At 61.9% G+C, this 17,505-nt stretch carries 15 protein-coding genes; 4 read left to right on the forward strand and 11 right to left on the reverse strand.

Annotation, left to right across the window (positions count from 1 at the left end):
* Positions 1 to 6 precede the first annotated feature (6 nt).
* Genes QMO80_RS02860 through cysG form a run of 3 tightly spaced genes read right to left on the reverse strand, consistent with a single transcriptional unit; the run spans position 7 to position 3,439 of the window.
* A complete protein-coding gene (locus QMO80_RS02860; RefSeq protein WP_283198819.1) occupies positions 7 to 1,677 on the reverse strand; it encodes a nitrite/sulfite reductase in 1,671 nt (556 codons plus the stop codon).
* Positions 1,678 to 1,685: 8 nt separating this feature from the next.
* Complete coding sequence (locus QMO80_RS02865) at positions 1,686 to 2,000, reverse strand: DUF2849 domain-containing protein (RefSeq protein WP_064838392.1); 315 nt, start codon at positions 1,998 to 2,000, stop codon at positions 1,686 to 1,688.
* A gap of 2 nt (positions 2,001 to 2,002) precedes the next feature.
* The gene (gene cysG, locus QMO80_RS02870) at positions 2,003 to 3,439 is read right to left on the reverse strand and encodes a siroheme synthase CysG (RefSeq protein ID WP_283200096.1); all 1,437 of its coding nucleotides are present in this window, start codon (positions 3,437 to 3,439) and stop codon (positions 2,003 to 2,005) included.
* A gap of 266 nt (positions 3,440 to 3,705) precedes the next feature.
* On the opposite strand from cysG, the gene QMO80_RS02875 reads away from it, so the two are divergent.
* Positions 3,706 to 4,293, forward strand: a complete 588-nt coding sequence (locus tag QMO80_RS02875; protein ID WP_283198820.1) for a deaminase — start codon at positions 3,706 to 3,708, stop codon at positions 4,291 to 4,293.
* Between the two features lie 21 nt (positions 4,294 to 4,314).
* The gene (gene mazG, locus QMO80_RS02880) at positions 4,315 to 5,160 is read left to right on the forward strand and encodes a nucleoside triphosphate pyrophosphohydrolase (RefSeq protein ID WP_283198821.1); all 846 of its coding nucleotides are present in this window, start codon (positions 4,315 to 4,317) and stop codon (positions 5,158 to 5,160) included.
* Positions 5,161 to 5,354: 194 nt separating this feature from the next.
* On the opposite strand, the gene hflX is transcribed toward mazG, so the two are convergent.
* The 8 genes from hflX to glyA form a co-directional block, all read right to left on the reverse strand.
* Positions 5,355 to 6,680 (reverse strand): GTPase HflX, encoded by a 1,326-nt coding sequence (gene hflX, locus QMO80_RS02885; RefSeq protein WP_283198822.1) that lies wholly within the window; start codon positions 6,678 to 6,680, stop codon positions 5,355 to 5,357.
* 77 nt (positions 6,681 to 6,757) lie between these two features.
* A complete protein-coding gene (hfq, locus tag QMO80_RS02890; protein WP_003539403.1) occupies positions 6,758 to 7,000 on the reverse strand; it encodes an RNA chaperone Hfq in 243 nt (80 codons plus the stop codon).
* A gap of 111 nt (positions 7,001 to 7,111) precedes the next feature.
* Entirely contained in the window at positions 7,112 to 7,975 is an 864-nt protein-coding gene (locus QMO80_RS02895) for a D-amino-acid transaminase (protein WP_283198823.1), read from the reverse strand.
* A 64-nt stretch (positions 7,976 to 8,039) separates the two neighbouring features.
* A complete protein-coding gene (locus QMO80_RS02900; protein ID WP_003586617.1) occupies positions 8,040 to 9,404 on the reverse strand; it encodes a sigma-54 dependent transcriptional regulator in 1,365 nt (454 codons plus the stop codon).
* Positions 9,394 to 11,664: a PAS domain-containing sensor histidine kinase gene (locus tag QMO80_RS02905; RefSeq protein WP_283198824.1), complete on the reverse strand. Its 2,271-nt coding sequence runs from the start codon at positions 11,662 to 11,664 to the stop codon at positions 9,394 to 9,396. The genes QMO80_RS02900 and QMO80_RS02905 overlap by 11 nt, the downstream gene beginning before the upstream one ends.
* Positions 11,665 to 11,929: 265 nt before the next feature.
* Positions 11,930 to 12,826, reverse strand: a complete 897-nt coding sequence (purU, locus tag QMO80_RS02910; protein ID WP_283198825.1) for a formyltetrahydrofolate deformylase — start codon at positions 12,824 to 12,826, stop codon at positions 11,930 to 11,932.
* Between the two features lie 22 nt (positions 12,827 to 12,848).
* Positions 12,849 to 13,745 (reverse strand): bifunctional methylenetetrahydrofolate dehydrogenase/methenyltetrahydrofolate cyclohydrolase FolD, encoded by an 897-nt coding sequence (gene folD / locus QMO80_RS02915; protein ID WP_283198826.1) that lies wholly within the window; start codon positions 13,743 to 13,745, stop codon positions 12,849 to 12,851.
* An 89-nt stretch (positions 13,746 to 13,834) separates the two neighbouring features.
* Positions 13,835 to 15,112, reverse strand: coding sequence for a serine hydroxymethyltransferase (glyA, locus tag QMO80_RS02920; protein ID WP_283198827.1), 1,278 nt, complete (start codon positions 15,110 to 15,112; stop codon positions 13,835 to 13,837).
* Between the two features lie 119 nt (positions 15,113 to 15,231).
* Here glyA and QMO80_RS02925 point away from each other — a divergent pair, with 119 nt between their 5' ends.
* Both QMO80_RS02925 and QMO80_RS02930 read left to right on the forward strand, forming a co-directional pair.
* Positions 15,232 to 16,128, forward strand: coding sequence for a LysR family transcriptional regulator (locus tag QMO80_RS02925; protein ID WP_283198828.1), 897 nt, complete (start codon positions 15,232 to 15,234; stop codon positions 16,126 to 16,128).
* A gap of 305 nt (positions 16,129 to 16,433) precedes the next feature.
* Positions 16,434 to 17,468 (forward strand): transporter substrate-binding domain-containing protein, encoded by a 1,035-nt coding sequence (locus QMO80_RS02930; protein WP_283198829.1) that lies wholly within the window; start codon positions 16,434 to 16,436, stop codon positions 17,466 to 17,468.
* Positions 17,469 to 17,505 lie beyond the last annotated feature (37 nt).

Consider the following 17,505-nt stretch of genomic DNA (forward strand, 5'->3'; position numbering starts at 1 on the left):
GCCTCCTTACGCCGCTTCCGCGGCGGCGCCATAGAGCGCGGTCTTGAAAGGCTGCGGTCCGACGCGGCGATAGGCGGCAAGGAAGATTTCGGACGGATCGAGGCGCAGGCCGAGATAGGTGTCGACGATCGTCTCGATCGCGTCCGTCACCCGGTCCGGCTCGAAGCCGCGGCCGATGATTTCACCGATCGAGGTATGTTCGTCGCCGGAGCCGCCAAGCGTGATCTGGTAGAGTTCGGCGCCCTTCTTCTCCACACCGAGCAGGCCGATATGGCCGACATGGTGATGGCCGCAGGCATTGATGCAGCCGGAGATCTTGATCTTCAGCTCGCCGATCTCGGCCTGGCGTTCGGCGCTGCCGAAGCGGCGGGAGATTTCCTGCGCCAGCGGAATGGAGCGCGCATTGGCGAGCGCGCAGTAATCCAGCCCGGGACAGGCAATGATATCGGTGATCAGGCCGGCATTGGCTTCGGCCAGATCGATGGCGACGAGACCGCGATAGACGGCTTCGAGATCGGCCAGCGCCACATGCGGCAGGATCAGGTTCTGCTCGTGGCTGACGCGGATTTCGTCGAAAGCATATTCCTCGGCGAGATCGGCGATCGCATCCATCTGCGCGTCGGTGGCGTCGCCCGGAATACCGCCGATCGGCTTCAACGAAATCGTCACCATGCCGTAATCGGGGTTCTTGTGCGGCTGCACATTCTGCTGGACCCAGCGGGCGAAAGCCGGATCGGCCTTCTTCCAGCGGGCGAGGTTTTCCCAGCCCTCGGCGCGCTGAGGCAGGTCAGGCAGCGCGAAATAGCTGGTGATCGCCTCGACATCCTGTTCCGGCAGTTTCAGCTCACTATCCCTGAGCGAGGCGAATTCGGCCTCCACCTGGCGCGTCAATTCCTCGGCGCCGGTTTCGTGCACCAGGATCTTGATGCGGGCCTTGTATTTGTTGTCGCGGCGGCCATGCAGATTGTACACGCGCACGATTGCCGTGGTGTAGGAGAGCAGATCCTCCTCGGGCAGGAAGTCGCGGATCAGCTTGGCGATCATCGGCGTGCGGCCCTGGCCCCCGCCCACATAGACGGCAAAGCCGATCTCGCCCTTGTCGTTCTTCTTCAGGTGCAAGCCGATATCATGGACCTGGATGGCGGCGCGGTCGCGCTCGGCGCCGGTGACGGCGATCTTGAACTTGCGCGGCAGGAAGGAGAATTCCGGATGGACCGACGACCACTGGCGGAGGATTTCGGCATAAGGCCTGGGATCGGCAATCTCGTCGGCGGCTGCACCGGCGAAGTGATCGGCGGTCACGTTTCTGATGCAGTTGCCCGAGGTCTGCAGCGCATGCATCTCGACGCTGGCAAGATCGGCGAGCGCATCGGGGATTTCCGACAGCTTCGGCCAGTTGAACTGCAGGTTCTGGCGCGTGGTGAAATGGCCATAACCGCGGTCATAGGTGCGGGCGATATGGGCGAGCATACGCATCTGGCGCGCGCTCAGCGTGCCATAGGGAATGGCGATGCGCAGCATATAGGCATGAAGCTGCAGGTAGACGCCGTTCATCAGGCGCAGCGGCTTGAACGCATCCTCGGCAAGCTCGCCGGCAAGGCGGCGCTGAACCTGGTCGCGGAACTGCTCGACACGCTCGCTGACAAAGGCATGGTCAAATTCGTCGTAACGGTACATCGTCTTCCTCAGACTGCAATGAATTCGGGATCGGCCGGAGCGTAGCCCGGTGCATATTCCATGGTCGGACCTTGCGCACGGATGCGCTCACGAAGGCGAAGCGGCCAGAGAATACCGTCGGTTTCCTGAACGTCGACGACGGCGACGTCAACCACCTCGTTGTCGGCATAGGACTTCTTGCCGATCGCCTCCAGCGCTTCGACGGCTTCGTTATGACGGGCAACAAGCGCCTCCTGCAGCGAGGTGGACCACTTGCCGTTCGCATCCAGCCAGACGGCAATGCCGTCCGTCAGCCGGTTGGCCGTCAGAACCTTGTCTACCATATTCAGCTCCTTGCAAGTTCCTCGAGCCGGGCGTTCGCACGCACCAGCGGCTCGGACAGTTCGAAATTGGCGCCGGCAACCGCATCGCCGATAATGACCATGACCGGTCCCGTCAACTCGTCACGGTGCTGCAGATCGGGAAGATCGGCAAGCGTGCCATGCAGCAGACGGCGCTCCGCGCGGCTGGCATTTTCGATAACGGCGACTGTGGTCTCGGAGGGAATGCCGGCCTGCATCAGCCGCTCGGCGACCGAGGCGGCAACCGTGCGGCCCATATAGACGGCGATCGTCGCGCCCGAGACGGCAAGGCTTGCCCAATCGGGCAGCACGTCGCCGGTGAGATCATGGCCCGTGGTGAAGACGAGCGAGGAGGCAACGCCGCGCAGCGTCAGCGGCAGCTCGAAATCGGCAGCGGCGGCGAAAGCCGAGGTGATGCCGGGCACGACCTCATAGGTGATGCCGGCAGCGCGCAATGCGGCCATCTCTTCGCCTGCCCGGCCATAGACCAGCGGATCGCCTGATTTCAGGCGGACGACGCGTTTGCCCTGGCGGCCGAGGTCGACGAGGAGGTCGTTGATCTCTTCCTGCGATTTCGAATGGCAGCCCTTGCGCTTGCCGACGGAAAGCCGCTCGGCGTCGCGCCGGCCCATATCGACGATCGCCTGCGGCACGAGCGCATCGAAGACGATGACATCGGCTTCCATCATGACCCGCTGGGCGCGCAGCGTCAGCAGATCCTCGGCGCCCGGGCCGGCGCCGACCAGCCAGACGTGGCCGGCGACTTTGTCCATCGACCCCAATAGCCGGTCGGCGGCGTGGCGGGCCTGCGGCAGGTTGCCGTTGGCGACCGCATCGGCAACGGAACCGGAGAAGAAACGGCGCCAGAAGACCCGGCGGGAGACGCCTCTGGGGATCAGTTGGTCGACGGCCTTGCGGTAGCTCGTTGCCAGCCCGGCAAGGCGGCCGAGCGAGGGCGAAAGAAGCTGGTCGATCTGCGCCCGGATCATCTGCGCCAAAACTGGCCCTGCCCCTTCGGTGCCGATCGCTACAGCGACCGGGGCGCGATTGACCAGCGCCGGGGTGAAGAAATCGCAGTAATCGGGCTGATCGACGGCATTGGCCGGAATTCGGGCGGCGCGGGCGGCATCGACGATCTCGCGATCCTCGGCTTCATCGCCGGTGGCGGCGAAAACCAGTGCCGAATCCGCGACCTGCTCGGCGGAAAAGCCGGCGCGTACGGTCTCGATGCGGTTGGCAATCAGGAAGGCGTGATAATCGGCTTCCGGCCTGTCGGCATAGGCAACGATCCGCGCCCGCGTGTTGAGCAGCAGCCGCACCTTGGCGAAAGCCTCGTCGCCATTGCCGAAGACACCCGTCTTCTGGCCTTCCACGCGAAAGAAGGCTGGAAATACCGAAAGCTGCTCAGTCTTGGGAGACATCATCAATCCACTTCGAAGTTGCCAGAATATGCCCGTGATCGACAAGGGATTGAAGGAACAGAAATTCGAAAGCCCCAGCAAGCGCGTATTCTTTTGCTCGCGTCGTCGGCGATTTGAGAAAAGTCACCCGTGCTGACGAAAACCACCTGATCCCACTCTCTTTGCTGCAGCGCAGTATAAAGCCTGTGACAAACGGCGTCCACCGGCGTTTGTCGCATTTCGCTCGCGCCGCCAAGACGATAGACTGAGGGAAACCGGAGACGCCAATGCCTGACAAGACCATCGCCGCCCGCCTGCTTTCGGTCATCGAGAACGATATCCTGCCGCTGACCGAGCACGGCGTTTCCTTGGGCAACAAGGTGTTCGGCGCGGCGATCCTGCGCAAATCCGATCTATCGCTCGTCGTCGCCGAGACCAATAACGAGTTGGAGAACCCGCTCTGGCACGGCGAGGTGCATACGCTGAAGCGCTTCTACGAACTCGGCGAGAAGCCGGCGACCAAGGATCTGATCTTCCTGTCGACGCACGAACCCTGCACCATGTGCATGTCGGCGATCACCTGGGCGGGCTTCGACAATTTCTATTATTTCTTCAGCCATGAGGATTCCCGCGATGCCTTCGCCATTCCGCACGACCTGAAGATCCTCAAGGAGGTCTTCGGACTTGAACCCGGCGGCTATCGCAGGCAAAACGGCTTCTGGAATAGCTTTGCCATCGCCGATCTCGTCGAGACCGAAGAGGCTCAGCCGAAGACCGCGCTCACGGCGCAGACCGCCCGCATCAAGGCCCGCTACGACGCGCTTTCCACGACCTACCAGTCGTCGAAGAGCACCAACGATATTCCCCTTAACTGAGTCCCGCTCAACTGAGGCACCATGGAACCTTCCAAAGATATTTCCCGGCTGATCGAGATCATGGCGGCGCTACGCCATCCCGAAACCGGCTGCCCCTGGGACATCGAGCAGAATTTTCAGACGATCAAACCCTATACGATCGAGGAAGCCTATGAGGTCTCCGACGCGATCGAGCGCGGCGATATGGACGATCTCTGCGACGAGCTGGGCGACCTGCTGCTGCAGGTGGTATTCCATGCCCGCATGGCCGAGGAGGCCGGCGAATTCTCCTTCGGCGACGTCGTCAACGCCATCACCACCAAGATGATCCGCCGCCACCCGCATGTCTTCGCCCGCTCGGCAGCCGACACACCGGACGCGGTGAAGATCCAGTGGGACGAAATCAAGCAGGCGGAAAAACGCGATCGCGCCGAGCGCCGGGCAAGGCGCGGGATTACCGAGGATTTCAAGGGCGGCTTCCTGGGATCGGTGCAGCGCAGCTTTCCGGCTTTGACGGAAGCGCTGAAGCTGCAGGAACGCGCCGCCAAGGTCGGTTTCGACTGGTCGGCGCCCGAGCCGATCCTCGACAAGATCGAGGAAGAGATTGATGAGCTGCGGGTGGCGCTGAGAGACGGTGATCGGGCAAAAGTCAGCGACGAACTCGGCGACCTGATCTTTGCGGTGGTCAATATCGGCCGGCATGTGAAGGCCGATCCAGAACAGTCGCTGCGCGGAACGAATACGAAATTCCGGCGTCGTTTCAATCACATCGAGAATGTTCTTGATGCAGCAGGCGAGACACTGGAAGCGGCCAGCCTGGAGCGGATGGAGGAGATCTGGCAGGCGGCGAAGGCGATTGAGCGGGCTGTGATCTCGGGCGCTGAGTGAGCACTCGGCGGCATCGCCTCTCGGCCCATCTGACACGGGATATTCACTTGCTTTGAAAAAAGTGATTCACCGCGCAGACGCGCGGTGGCTGGATTCCTGTGACAGGCACAGGAATGAGGGAGGGTGAGTTTGGCGCCTTCCAAGTCCTTGAGCGCGAACGATTCAGTGGCTGGAGCCCAGAGAGAATAGGTGCCCTACCGCTCCCAATCTTCCTTCGAAGCCTTCGGCCCATTGCCGATGCGGCGTTCTAGTTCGGTGGCTTCGGTTTCGGAGAGGCGCAGATCGAGCGTGATCGAGCCGTCTTCATTGTCCTCGCGGCCGTCGACGATCGCGTGGTCGTAGAGCCAGGGCAGCAGCGCCAGCTTGTCAACGGGAAGGCGGACGGTGGTTTCGGTCATAACGCCGGAGAGCCTGCGGCTGATCTCGTCCATCAGCGTGTCGACGCCCTCGCCGCTGACGGCCGAGACTGCGACGACGTTGCTGGCGCCTATTGATTTCTGCACCATGGCGTCGTGGACCTCGGGCTCCAGCCGGTCGATCTTGTTCCAGACCTCGATCAGCCGCTTGCCGGCTTCGGCCTCGTCGATGCCGAGGTCGCCGAGAATGCGCATGACGTCGGAGCTCTGCGCCTGGTTGTCTGGATCGGACATATCGCGGACATGCAGGATGAGATCGGCTTCCAGCACCTCTTCCAGCGTCGCCCGGAAGGCGGCGACCAGATGAGTCGGCAGGTCGGAGATAAAGCCGACGGTGTCGGACAGGATGACGGTGCGGCCATGCGGCAACTTCATTCGGCGCAGCGTCGGGTCGAGCGTGGCAAAGAGCATGTCTTCGGCCAGCACGCCGGCGCCGGTGATGCGGTTGAACAGCGTCGACTTGCCGGCATTGGTATAACCGACGAGCGCCACGATCGGGTGCGGCACCTTGCGGCGCTTGGCGCGGTGGAGCTGACGGGTGCGCACGACCTGTTCCAGCTCGCGTTCGAGCTTGATGATGCGGTCCTGAAGCAACCGCCGGTCGGCTTCGATCTGGGTTTCGCCGGGGCCGCCCATGAAGCCGCCGCCGCCGCGCTGGCGTTCAAGGTGGGTCCAGCTTCTAACCAGCCGGCCCTTCTGGTAATTCAGATGGGCGAGATCGACCTGCAGCGTGCCTTCCTTGGTGGAGGCGCGGCGGCCGAAGATTTCGAGGATGAGGCCCGTCCGGTCGATGACCTTGGCGTTCCATTCCTTTTCGAGATTGCGCTGCTGCACCGGGGTCAGCGGGTGATCGACGATGACGAGACCGGAATCGCGCTCGTCGAGCAGCGCCTTTATTTCCTCGATCTTGCCGGTACCGAGCAATGTCGCCGGTCGCGGGTCGTTGACCGGCACGATCGAGCCGCTGACGACGTCGAGGTCGATCGCCTGGGCAAGGCCCGTCGCCTCTTCGAGGCGGCTTTCCGGCGTGCGGGTCGAGGCCGATTCGGTCTGACCGCCGCGGCTGCGCGATTTCAGAACCGGCACGACGACGGTCGCGCGCATGTCGTCCCTGTGCTTGGCGGCCTCAGGGATGATCGAATCGTTCTTGGTATCGCGTGTCGAAATGACGGCTGATCCTGTTAGGACGCTGCTTCTTCGCTCTCGAACATCTGCATGGGCTGGCCCGGCATGATCGTCGAGATCGCATGCTTATACACGAGCTGCGAATGGCCGTCACGGCGAAGAAGAACACAGAAATTGTCAAAAGACGTAACAACGCCCGTGAGTTTCACGCCGTTGATCAAAAAGATCGTCAGGGAAATCTTTTGCTTGCGAACAGTATTAAGAAATAGATCCTGAAGATTCTGAGAACGTTCCGCCATCGCGCCGCTTCTTTCTTTATTGCCGACCTGAGCTGGCCGGTGGAGTATCAATCAACCTCACCATGAAAGACCGGTGGCACCCTCATTCCACCCGTCCAGCAAATCTTGGTATCAAATCGCAATCTTTTCCGCAACGTCGAAAAAGGCTTCGCGGACTTTCTGCGAAACGCTGCCCGGATGACCGTTGGCGATCGTCTGGTCATCGACGGAAACGACCGGAAAACAAATACTTGTGGCTGCGGTGAGGAAGACCTCGCGGGCCGCGAGCATCTCGGAAACCGAGAAATTCCGCTCGGCGATTTCAAGGCCGAGCTTGGCTGCGACATCTATTAAGGTGGTGCGGGTAATGCCGCGCAGGATGCCGTGTTCGGCCGGCCGCGTCACCAGCATTCCCTCGGAATCGACGATCCAGATATTGGTCGCGGCCCCTTCCTTCACCATGCCGTCGGCGTCGACATAGATCGCTTCCTGGGCGCCGGCCTCCTTGGCCTGCTGGCGGGCCATGGCATTCGGCAGCAGGCCGACGGATTTGATGTCGACGCGGTCCCAGCGATTGTCGGTAACGGTGATCGCCCTGATGCCGTTGGCATTCTTGGCGGCGATGATTTTGGGATCGGTGCTCTTGGCGGTGATGACAAGCGACGGCGGCGTGCCCTCGGCCGGAAAGACATGATCGCGGCGCGCCACGCCGCGCGTCACCTGCATATAGAAAAGCCCGTTGCGGACGTGGTTGCGGCGCAGAGTCTCGCGGATGACCTGCGTCAGCGCCGCCCGGCTCATCGGCCAGGCGATGCTGAGCTCACCGAGCGAACGGTCGAGACGGTTCAGATGGCGCGTGAGGTCGACGATATAGCCGTGACGTACCTCGCAAACCTCGTAGACGCCATCGGCGAACTGGTAGCCGCGGTCCTCGATATGGACGCTCGCATCGGAATGCTTGACGTAACGGCCATTCACATAGGCAATTCTCGGCATGGGAAACCTGGTCTTGCAGAAAGCTATAAGGAAATGCGGCGCGGCAATGGCCGCGCCGGAAAGATCAGACGCCGAGCGACTTCAGCTTGCGGTGCAGCGCCGAACGCTCCATGCCGACGAATTCGGCAGTGCGTGAGATATTGCCGCCGAAGCGGTTGATCTGGGCGATCAGATAATCCTTCTCGAACATCTCGCGGGCTTCGCGCAGCGGCAGCGTCATGATGTGATAATCGTTCTTGGCCGACACCTTCGGCAGCATGTCGCCGAGATCGGTCGGCAGCATGTCGGCGGTGATCGGCGCGTCCGGGCCGTCGGTACGGGCAAGGATCATCAGCCGCTCGATATTGTTGCGCAGCTGGCGGATGTTGCCGGGCCAATCATGCGCCTGCAGCACCGCCATGGCGTCGTCGCCGATGCGGCGCGGGCGAATGCCGGCCTGCTCGGAAATCTGGCGCATCAGCTGATCGACGAGGAAGGGGATGTCCTCGCGCCGCTCGGCCAGCGCCGGCACCCGCACCGGCACGACGGCCAGGCGATGATAGAGATCCTCGCGGAACCATCCCTCGGTGATACGGCTTTCGAGGTTATAGGCGGTCGAAGAGATGATGCGGACATCGACCTTGACGCGCTTGGAGCCGCCGACGCGCTCGAACTGCTGATCGACCAGCACGCGCAGGATCTTGTTCTGCGTTTCGCGCGGCATCTCGCCGACCTCGTCGAGATAGAGGATGCCGCGATGGGCTTCCTCGAGCGCGCCGATCTTACGCGCCTGGCCGGGCGTGCCCTCGGTACCGAACAGCGCCACCTCCATACGATCGGGCGTGATGTTGGCGGCGTTGATCGCCACGAAGGGGCCGTTAGCGCGGGTCGACTTCTTGTGGATCATCCGCGCCACCAGCTCCTTGCCGGAGCCGGATGCGCCGAGGATCATGATGCGGCTGTTGGTCGGCGAGACCTTCTCGATGGTCTGGCGCAGCTGCGACACGGCGACCGAGGTGCCGATCAGCTCCAGCGCGTCGCCGGTGCGGCGCTTCAGTTCGGAGACCTCGCGCTTCAGCTTGGAATTCTCCAGCGCCCGTTCGGCGATCAGGATCAGCCGGTCGGCCTTGAAAGGCTTTTCGATGAAATCGAACGCGCCGCGCTTGATCGCCGAGACGGCGGTCTCGATGTTGCCATGGCCCGAGATCATCACCACCGGCAGATCCGGATGGCGGGTCTTGATCTCGTCAAGCAGCGAAAGACCGTCGAGCTTGCTGCCCTGCATCCAGATATCGAGGAAGATCAGCCGCGGCACCCGGTCTGATATTGCCGCCAGCGCACTGTCGCTGTCATGGGCCGTGCGCGTCTCGTGTCCCTCATCCGAGAGAATGCCGGAAACGATCTCGCGAATATCGTGCTCGTCGTCGACGACGAGAATATCAGAGGCCATAAACGCTTTCCTTGTCATTGGCTGCGGGAGAGGCGGGCGTCGAATCCCGGCGTGGCAGATGCACGCGGATCATGGCCCCTCTTCCCCGGTCAAAATCGGCGGGCGCATCATGCAGCTCGAGCTGCCCGCCATGTTCTTCGATGATCTTCTTGACGATGGCGAGACCGAGGCCGGTGCCCTTCTCACGCATCGTCATATAGGGTTCCAGAATGCTGTGCCGGTTCTCCACCGGCAGGCCGCGGCCATTGTCGATGACATCGACGGTGAAGCGGTCGCGGCCGGCATCGAGGGCGGCCCGCACCAGAATTTTGCGCTCGTCCCGTTCGTCGCTCGGCACGGCCTCGATCGCCTCAACGGCATTCTTGATCAGATTTCCGAAAGCCTGGCCGAGCATGCGGCTGTCGAACAGGCCCTCCAGCGGCTGGTCCCCGAAATCCTGCCCGAAGGTGACGTGGTTGTTGCCCATCTCGCGCAGGAAGATCGCGTCGCGCAGGATATCGCGCAGGTCGCTCGGCTCCTTGGTCGGCTTCGGCATGCGGGCGAAGGCGGAGAATTCGTCGACCATGCGGCCGATATCGCCGACCTGGCGGATGATCGTATCGGTGCACTGATCGAAGACGGTTCGGTCGTCCGGGTCGATCTGCTTGCCGTAACGGCGCTGGATGCGCTCGGCGGACAGCTGGATCGGCGTCAGCGGGTTCTTGATCTCATGAGCGATGCGTCTTGCCACGTCGCCCCAGGCGGTCGAGCGCTGGGCGATGACGAGATCAGTGATGTCGTCGAGCGTGATCACGTAGGATTCGCTCATATCGCGCACTTCCTCGCGGGTGACCTGCACGCTCAGTGTGCGCACCGTGCCGCCGCGCACGAGCGCGATCTGCTTGCGGAAATCGCCGCGATGACGCGACGCCGCCTCGGTCAGCACCTGATCGACCTCGGGCGCGATGTCGGCCAGCTGCTTGCCGAGCATCTCATCGGCCGACAGCGACATCAACGTTTCGGCCGAACTGTTGACGATGGCGATGCGGCGGTCATGCTCGACGCCGATGACGGCGGCGGTAACACCAGACAGCACCGCCTCGATGAAGCGGCGGCGGTCGTCGACCTCGTCCTTGGCCTCGAGGATCTCGTCGCGCTGGGTGCGGATTTCCGAGATCATCTTGTTGAAGGTGCGCGACAGATTGGCAACGTCGCCATCGACGGCGTGCACCGGCACGACGATATCCATATTGCCCGATGCGACGCTGTCGGCCGCGGTGATCAAGAGCCGGATCGGCCGGACGATGCGGTCGGCAACCGCGATCGCCGTCCAGATCGCCGCGAGCAGCACGATCAGCGCGAAGCCGATATAGAGCACGGCGAAGGCGATCTGCAGCGAGAAGCGGTTGGCTTCCATCGACCGGTATTCGGTAGCGTTCTCCTCCATCATGCGCATGGCGCCCATGACCTTGGGATCGACGGCGCGCACCGTATAGAGGAAGGTGCCCTGGATGGCATCGAGCTTGATGATGGCGCCGACGAGGTTGGTAACGCCGGGCGGAATCAGCGTCGGCTGGCCGGCAGCGGCCTTCTCCAGCGCGTCCTGCGGAATCGCCGGCAACGGCTTTTCGGTGGCGATGTCGGCCTGGACGATCACCGAGCCGTCGCGCTCGACGAGGAAGGAGCCGAGCAGGCCGCGGCCCCTCGCCTGGCGGGTCATCAGGTCGGCAAAGCCCGTCCGGTCGAGGCTGTAGAGTGCGCGGTTGCGCTCCAGGTCGTTGGCCATGGAAACCGTCTGCCCCTGCAGGTAGCTGGCGTTTTCCATCATATAGGCCTGGCCGATATTGCGCGACGAACTGACGATCGACTGGGTGCGCAGTGCAAACCAGCGGTCGAGACCGGCATTCAGCGTGATGCTGGCAAAGATGGCGACGAGAATCGCCGGCGTGATCGCGACGATCGAGAAGAGCACGACGATGCGGATATGCAGGCGTGCCGCCGCCCTGCCCCGGGTGCGCGCCTTGAGCAGCCTTGCCACCTCACGGGCAATCAGCGCCAGCAGCGTCAGGACGAAGAAGGAGTTGACGATCACCGAGGTGATGACGACATGCGAACTCGGCGCGATCGGGGTGAGACCGAGCAGTACGAAAAGTGTGGCCGTGGCGCAGAGGAGCGCGCCGCCGGCGAGCACCAGGCCGGGCACGGCGAAAAGGGCGCGGCGATCGGTCACCGTGGTCACCGCCTCGCCCGCCGCCGCCGGCGATACCCCATCCTGCGTCATTCGGCCTCTCTTCGGACGGCATCCGCCGCCCTCGCCATCCGATCGAAACCAAAGAACGCCGGCTCAAGAAAGCCAGCGCTGCAACGACTCGATCGGGAGCGAATGTCCAAAACCCTGCGTGACCTTTAAGCAACGCAATGTGGCGAAAATGCAACGCACGCCCCCACATTGTCAAGCCGCGCAGGATCGCGTTCCGTCACTAAGGAGAGTTGCCCACGAATATGGGCAATCCCGCATCGTGACATGAGCGTGGGCTAAGCAGCGGTCAACCCATGCGCTCCGACGCGTAGGAGCCGGGTGAAGCCGGGAATACGACGGTCTTGTTGCCGTTGATGAACACCCGGCCGTGGATATGGGCGTGGATGGCTCGGGCGAGCACCTGGCTTTCGACGTCACGGCCGAGGCTGACATAGTCCTCGCCGCTCTGTGCATGCGTCACGCGGACGATGTCCTGCTCGATGATCGGGCCTTCGTCGAGGTCTGCGGTGACGTAGTGCGATGTCGCGCCGATGAGCTTCACGCCCCGTTCGAATGCCTGCTTATAGGGATTGGCGCCCTTGAAACTCGGCAGGAAGGAGTGGTGGATGTTGATGATCCGCCCGGACATCTTGCGGCACATGTCATCGGACAGGACCTGCATGTAGCGGGCCAGCACGATCAGTTCGGCGCGTGAGTCCTCGACGATCTGCATCTGCTTCGCCTCGGCCTCAGGCTTGTTTTCCCTCGTCACCTTGATGCAGTGGAATGGGATGTCGTGGTTCACGACGACCCGCTGGTAATCCGTGTGGTTGGAGATCACGCCGACGATGTCGATCGGCAGCGCCCCGATGCGCCAGCGGTAGAGGAGATCGTTGAGGCAGTGGCCGAAGCGGCTCACCATAAGGATCACCTTCTTCTTTTCGCTCTCATCGAAAAATTCGGCACTCGCCTCGAACTTCCCGGCGATCGGTTCGAAACCTTGACGAAGCTGGTCAAGCGTATGTCCGTCATGCGGCTGGAAGCTGATCCGCATGAAATAGCGTCCGGTGTCGGCGTCGTCGAATTGCGCGCTGTCGGAGATGTTGCAGCCGTTCTGGGAGAGATAGCCGGCGATGGCGGCCGTCACGCCGCGGATCGACGGGCATGCGGCACGCAGAGCGTAGCGGGGAGCCGTGGTGGTCATGTCTATCTCCTTGTTCGTCGTCTCAGGCCGCGGTGATCATCGCGTGATGGCGGCGGAATGCCGTCAGCGTGTTGGACAGCAGGCATGCGATCGTCATCGGGCCGACGCCGCCCGGCACCGGCGTGATGGCCCGCGCGTGGCCGGCTTCGCCATATGCCACGTCGCCGACGATCCGCGATTTCTCGCCGTCCTGGATCCGGTTGATGCCGACGTCGATCACGACGGCGCCGGGTTTGATCCAGTCACCCCGAACGAGGCCCGCGCGACCGGCCGCGACGACAAGAATGTCGGCCGCCCGGCAAAGTTCTGCCGCGTTCCTTGTCTGCGAGTGAACGACCGTGACGGTGCAGTGGGCATTCATCAGCATCTGCGCCATCGGCTTTCCAACGATGTTGGACTTGCCGACGATGACGGCATGAAGGCCGGAGAGGCTCTCGCCGAGCGTATCCTTGATGAGCATCATGCAGCCGAGCGGGGTGCAGGGAACCAAAGCTGGGTTGCCGGTGGCAAGGCGGCCCGCATTCGACACATGGAAGCCGTCGACATCCTTGTCGGGATTGATGGCCTGGATCACGGCGTTCGGATCCAAATGCGCCGGCAGCGGCAACTGCACAAGAATTCCATGCACTTCTGTATCGTTGTTAAGGTGATGCACGAGGTCAAGAAGCTCGCCCTGGGTGGTTTCCGGAGCAAGCCGATATTCGAAGGACTTCATTCCGGCGGCAACCGTCTGACGGTGCTTTGAAGCCACATAAATTGCGCTTGCCGGGTCGTGCCCCACCAGAACGACGGCCAGACCGGGAACGGCTCCAGTCGTTGCCTCCAGCGTTTCGACATCGGCCTTGATGCGCTGCAGGAGCCCTGCTGCGTACTCTTTGCCATCGATGTTTGCGGCGCGTGTGAATCTGTCCATTCCCATGGGGTGCTCCATTGCATCCAAGCTCGAACCAGCAAAATGCCGCGCCCGGAGATGTGGGCGGGGCATTTCCGCATCCTGGGTACGTTGCCTTAGTGGCCGTAGACCGGGAACTTCTCGGTCAGTTCCGCGATCTTCGCCCTGGCAGTTCCGACGATCTCGTCGGTCCTGCCCTCTGTCTCGGCGTCAATGAGATCCGCGATGACATGGCCGAGAACCCGGAATTCCTCCTCCTTCAAGCCACGTGTCGTCGCAGCGGAGGAGCCAAGGCGCATGCCGACCCACTCCGGAGGACGGGGGCTGTCGCCGGGGATCGGGTTCTTGTTGGATGTGATGTTCGCCTTGGCGAGCAGCGTCTCAGCCTGCTTTCCAAGCAGTCCCTTGCTCGACAGATCGAGCAGGATGATGTGGGTGTCGGTGCCGCCGGAAACGATGCGAACGCCACGATCCGCAAGCGTTTCGGCGAGGACTTTTGCGTTTTCAACGACCTGGCGGGCGTAGAGCTTGAAATCGTCGCGGAGGGCTTCCCCCAGGCAGATCGCCTTGGCGGCCAGAACGTTGCTATGCAGCGACCCCTGGACGCCGGGAAACACCGCGGCTTGCAGCTTCTTGTACCATTCCTCGTTGTTGGTGAGGATCAGGCCGCCACGCGGACCGCGCAGCGTCTTCGTGGTGGTGCACGTCACGATGTCGGCATGCGGGAATGGCGAAGGATGAACGCCGCCGGCAACGAGGCCGGCGATGTGGGCCATGTCAACCAGGAAGTGGGCGCCGACCTTCTTTGCGATTTTTGACATGCGCTCGAAGTCGAGTTCGCGCGGATATGCGGAGCCGCCGGTGATCAGCAGCTTCGGGCGGATCTCTTCGGCGATGCGCTCCATCTCATCAAGGTCGATGACCTCGTTCTGCGGATTGACGTTGTAATTGCTGGCGTCAAACCAGCGGCCCGACAAGTTCGCCTTCATGCCGTGCGACAGATGGCCGCCTGCCGCGAGGTCCAGCGAAAGCACCTTTTCGCCCGGCTTCAGCAGCAGGAAGAAGACGGCAAGGTTGGCCTGCGTCCCCGAGTGAGGCTGGACGTTGGCATAGCCGCAGTTGAACAGCTGCTTCGCGCGGTCGATTGCGGCCTGCTCCGCAATGTCCACAAACTGTCCGCCACCGTGGAAACGGTTGCCTGGGTAGCCTTCGAGCGTCTTGTTGGTGATCTCATGGCCCAAGGCGTCCAGAACCGCGCGGCTGACGATATTCTCCGAGGCGATGAGCTCGATCTGATTCTGCTGTCGGGCCCGCTCGGAGGCGAGAGCATCGGCGACGAGTGGATCAGCCTCCTGGACGGTGGTGTTGAAATGCACCCTTGCAGCGTTGGTCATCAAAGTTCTCCAATTCCTCGAAATTTGATGAGAACCTAGATCGACCGACACACCAGAAAAAGTTAATAATATTTGCTTATACGTTCAGCCGTGCTAACGATTCCGCTAAGGAGATCGTTATGGACATCGGACGTCTGCGAGCACTGCGCGAACTATCCATCCGCAAGACCATGGCCGCGGTGGCGGAAGCCTTGCACGTTTCGCCGTCGGCAGTGTCGCAGCAAATTGCGCTACTCGAAGAGGAGGTTGGCTTACGGCTCGTCGAGCGACGCGGGCGGGGCGTTGTCATGACACCTGCCGGCCAGCAGCTGGTGCTGCGCGCGGAGAAGATTCTCATCGAAATCGAATCGGCGAAAGCAGACATCGCCGAATTGAAAAGCGTCGTTTCCGGCGAGCTTCGGGTGGCTGCGTTCCCTTCCGTAGCCGCCGCGGTCATTCCGAAGGTCGTCTATGATCTCGCCGAACGGCACCCTCACCTCATCGTCCAGTTCGAAGAAATGGAGCCCGGCGAAAGCGTCGCCGCGCTGCGGAGTTGGCAGACTGATGTCGCGATTATCGATGACCTGAACATGCCGACCGGCGCGCTCGATCCCAACATCGAGACGATTTTCCTGATGGAGGACGTGTTCAACGTCATGGTCTCGAGGGATCACAGGCTGTCGGAGCGGCCAACTGTCGGCCTGCATGAGCTTCGGGAGGACCGGTGGGCGATCGACACCGCGTCCGACACCTATACGAGGATGCTGGTGGAAGCCTGTCAGGAAGAGGGCTTCAAGCCCAACATCGTGGCGAGGTGCAAAGGTTTCGAAGTGACCATCGCGCTGATCCGGCAGAATTACGGTATCTCGATCCTGCCTGGCCTGCGCGCGAGCTACGATCTCGAAGACGTCTGGGTCTGCAGGCTCGTTCCGGAAATCCGCCGGAGGATATTTATCGCCTTCCGCAAAGAGGAAAAGCGCAGTCCGGCCCTTCAGGTGTTCCTTGACCGAATGGCCGAGAAGCCGCCCCTGTCTTGACGCCGGATGCCGGCGCAACAAGCCCCATGCCGAGCACCTCAATGCGGTGTTGAGGCAACAAAACAACAGATTTCCTAATGTATTACCTCAAGAGAATTAAGTAGATTTGAAGTGACCCCGCTCCTACTCTCCATCTGCCAATTGATGGGACTGGGAGCGAGGATCGCACGCAGACCTTGGCCAATAGTGGGAACGGCGCAGTCAGAAAGGCGATAACGCCTCCAGCGTCTTACCGGACTTTCGATCGAGCCATCGCTCATTGATTTGGCGTCACCGTCACTATGCGATCCGAAAGGGGAACTTCGATGAAACTACTCAAAATCCTGACTGCCGGCGTTTTCGCAGGCGTTGCGTTCACGGCTGCCAATGCTTCCGCTTCCGTTCTCGACACGGTCAAGCAGCGCGGTGTGCTCAACTGCGGCACCGACAACACCGCTCCCGGATTCGGATATCTCAATACCACGACCGGACAGATGGAAGGGCTCGACGTCGACTTCTGCAAAGCGGTTGCCGCCGGCGTTCTCGGCGACGCCTCCAAGGTCAAGTTCATCACGGTGACCGACAAGAGCCGCTTTGACGCAGTCCTTACCGGCCAGGTCGATGTCGTCTTCGCCCACACCACGATCAAACCGGCGCGCGAATCGTCGATCGCGATCGATTTCCTGCCAATCAACTTCTACGACGGTACCGGCCTCATGGTGAAAACCGATGCCGGGATCAAGGAATTCGCAAACCTCGATGGCGCAACGATCTGCACCACCCAGGGATCGGCCACCGAGACCGTTCTGGCTGCCGCTTTCAAAGCGCGTGGCTGGAAGGATTCCAAGGTTCTGACCTATGAAAACCTCGAGAAGCTTTTCTCCGCTCTCAACTCGGGGCGCTGCAACGCGATGAGCACCGACAAATCAGCCCTTGCCGCCTGGGCGGGGAACGCGCCAAAGCCGGCCGACTATGTGATCCTCCCGGACACGCTGGACAAATCCCCGTTCGGTGGCTTCGTGGCTGCCAACGACTCCAAGTGGCGCAACGCGCTGCGCTGGATCGAATACGGCCTCTTCCAGGCAGAGGAGTCCGGGATCACCCAGGCTAATCTGGCCGAAAAGCTGAAGAGCGAGGACCCCTTCATTCAGAAGTTCCTCGGCAGCAATGGCGGCGGCTACGGCAAGGACTTCGGCCTCTCCGACGACTTCATTGCTCAGGCGATCAAAGCCGTCGGCAACTACGGCGAGGCCTATGATCGCAACCTAGGCCCGAAGACCAAGATGTATCTCGACCGCAAGGGCACGCCGAACGCCTTGTGGACGCAGGGCGGCGCCATCTACTCGCCGCTCTGGAACTGATGCCTTCCGGGGGTCGGAACCACAACGTTTCGCCCCC

Origin of the sequence: Rhizobium sp. BT03 (genome assembly GCF_030053155.1) — a bacterium.
Taxonomy (GTDB): domain Bacteria; phylum Pseudomonadota; class Alphaproteobacteria; order Rhizobiales; family Rhizobiaceae; genus Rhizobium.

Excerpts from the sequence above, each read along its gene's own strand:
- folD (WP_283198826.1), bottom strand. The coding sequence starts at position 13,745 with ATGGGAATGGACAGATTCACACGCGCCGCAAACATCGATGGCAAAGAG.
- mazG (WP_283198821.1), top strand. The coding sequence starts at position 4,315 with ATGGAACCTTCCAAAGATATTTCCCGGCTGATCGAGATCATGGCGGCG.
- QMO80_RS02865 (WP_064838392.1), bottom strand. The coding sequence starts at position 2,000 with ATGGTAGACAAGGTTCTGACGGCCAACCGGCTGACGGACGGCATTGCC.
- purU (WP_283198825.1), bottom strand. The coding sequence starts at position 12,826 with ATGACCACCACGGCTCCCCGCTACGCTCTGCGTGCCGCATGCCCGTCG.
- hfq (WP_003539403.1), bottom strand. The coding sequence starts at position 7,000 with ATGGCGGAACGTTCTCAGAATCTTCAGGATCTATTTCTTAATACTGTT.
- QMO80_RS02925 (WP_283198828.1), top strand. The coding sequence starts at position 15,232 with ATGGACATCGGACGTCTGCGAGCACTGCGCGAACTATCCATCCGCAAG.
- QMO80_RS02895 (WP_283198823.1), bottom strand. The coding sequence starts at position 7,975 with ATGCCGAGAATTGCCTATGTGAATGGCCGTTACGTCAAGCATTCCGAT.
- glyA (WP_283198827.1), bottom strand. The coding sequence starts at position 15,112 with ATGACCAACGCTGCAAGGGTGCATTTCAACACCACCGTCCAGGAGGCT.
- QMO80_RS02875 (WP_283198820.1), top strand. The coding sequence starts at position 3,706 with ATGCCTGACAAGACCATCGCCGCCCGCCTGCTTTCGGTCATCGAGAAC.
- cysG (WP_283200096.1), bottom strand. The coding sequence starts at position 3,439 with ATGTCTCCCAAGACTGAGCAGCTTTCGGTATTTCCAGCCTTCTTTCGC.
- hflX (WP_283198822.1), bottom strand. The coding sequence starts at position 6,680 with ATGCGCGCGACCGTCGTCGTGCCGGTTCTGAAATCGCGCAGCCGCGGC.
- QMO80_RS02900 (WP_003586617.1), bottom strand. The coding sequence starts at position 9,404 with ATGGCCTCTGATATTCTCGTCGTCGACGACGAGCACGATATTCGCGAG.
- QMO80_RS02930 (WP_283198829.1), top strand. The coding sequence starts at position 16,434 with ATGAAACTACTCAAAATCCTGACTGCCGGCGTTTTCGCAGGCGTTGCG.
- QMO80_RS02905 (WP_283198824.1), bottom strand. The coding sequence starts at position 11,664 with ATGACGCAGGATGGGGTATCGCCGGCGGCGGCGGGCGAGGCGGTGACC.
- QMO80_RS02860 (WP_283198819.1), bottom strand. The coding sequence starts at position 1,677 with ATGTACCGTTACGACGAATTTGACCATGCCTTTGTCAGCGAGCGTGTC.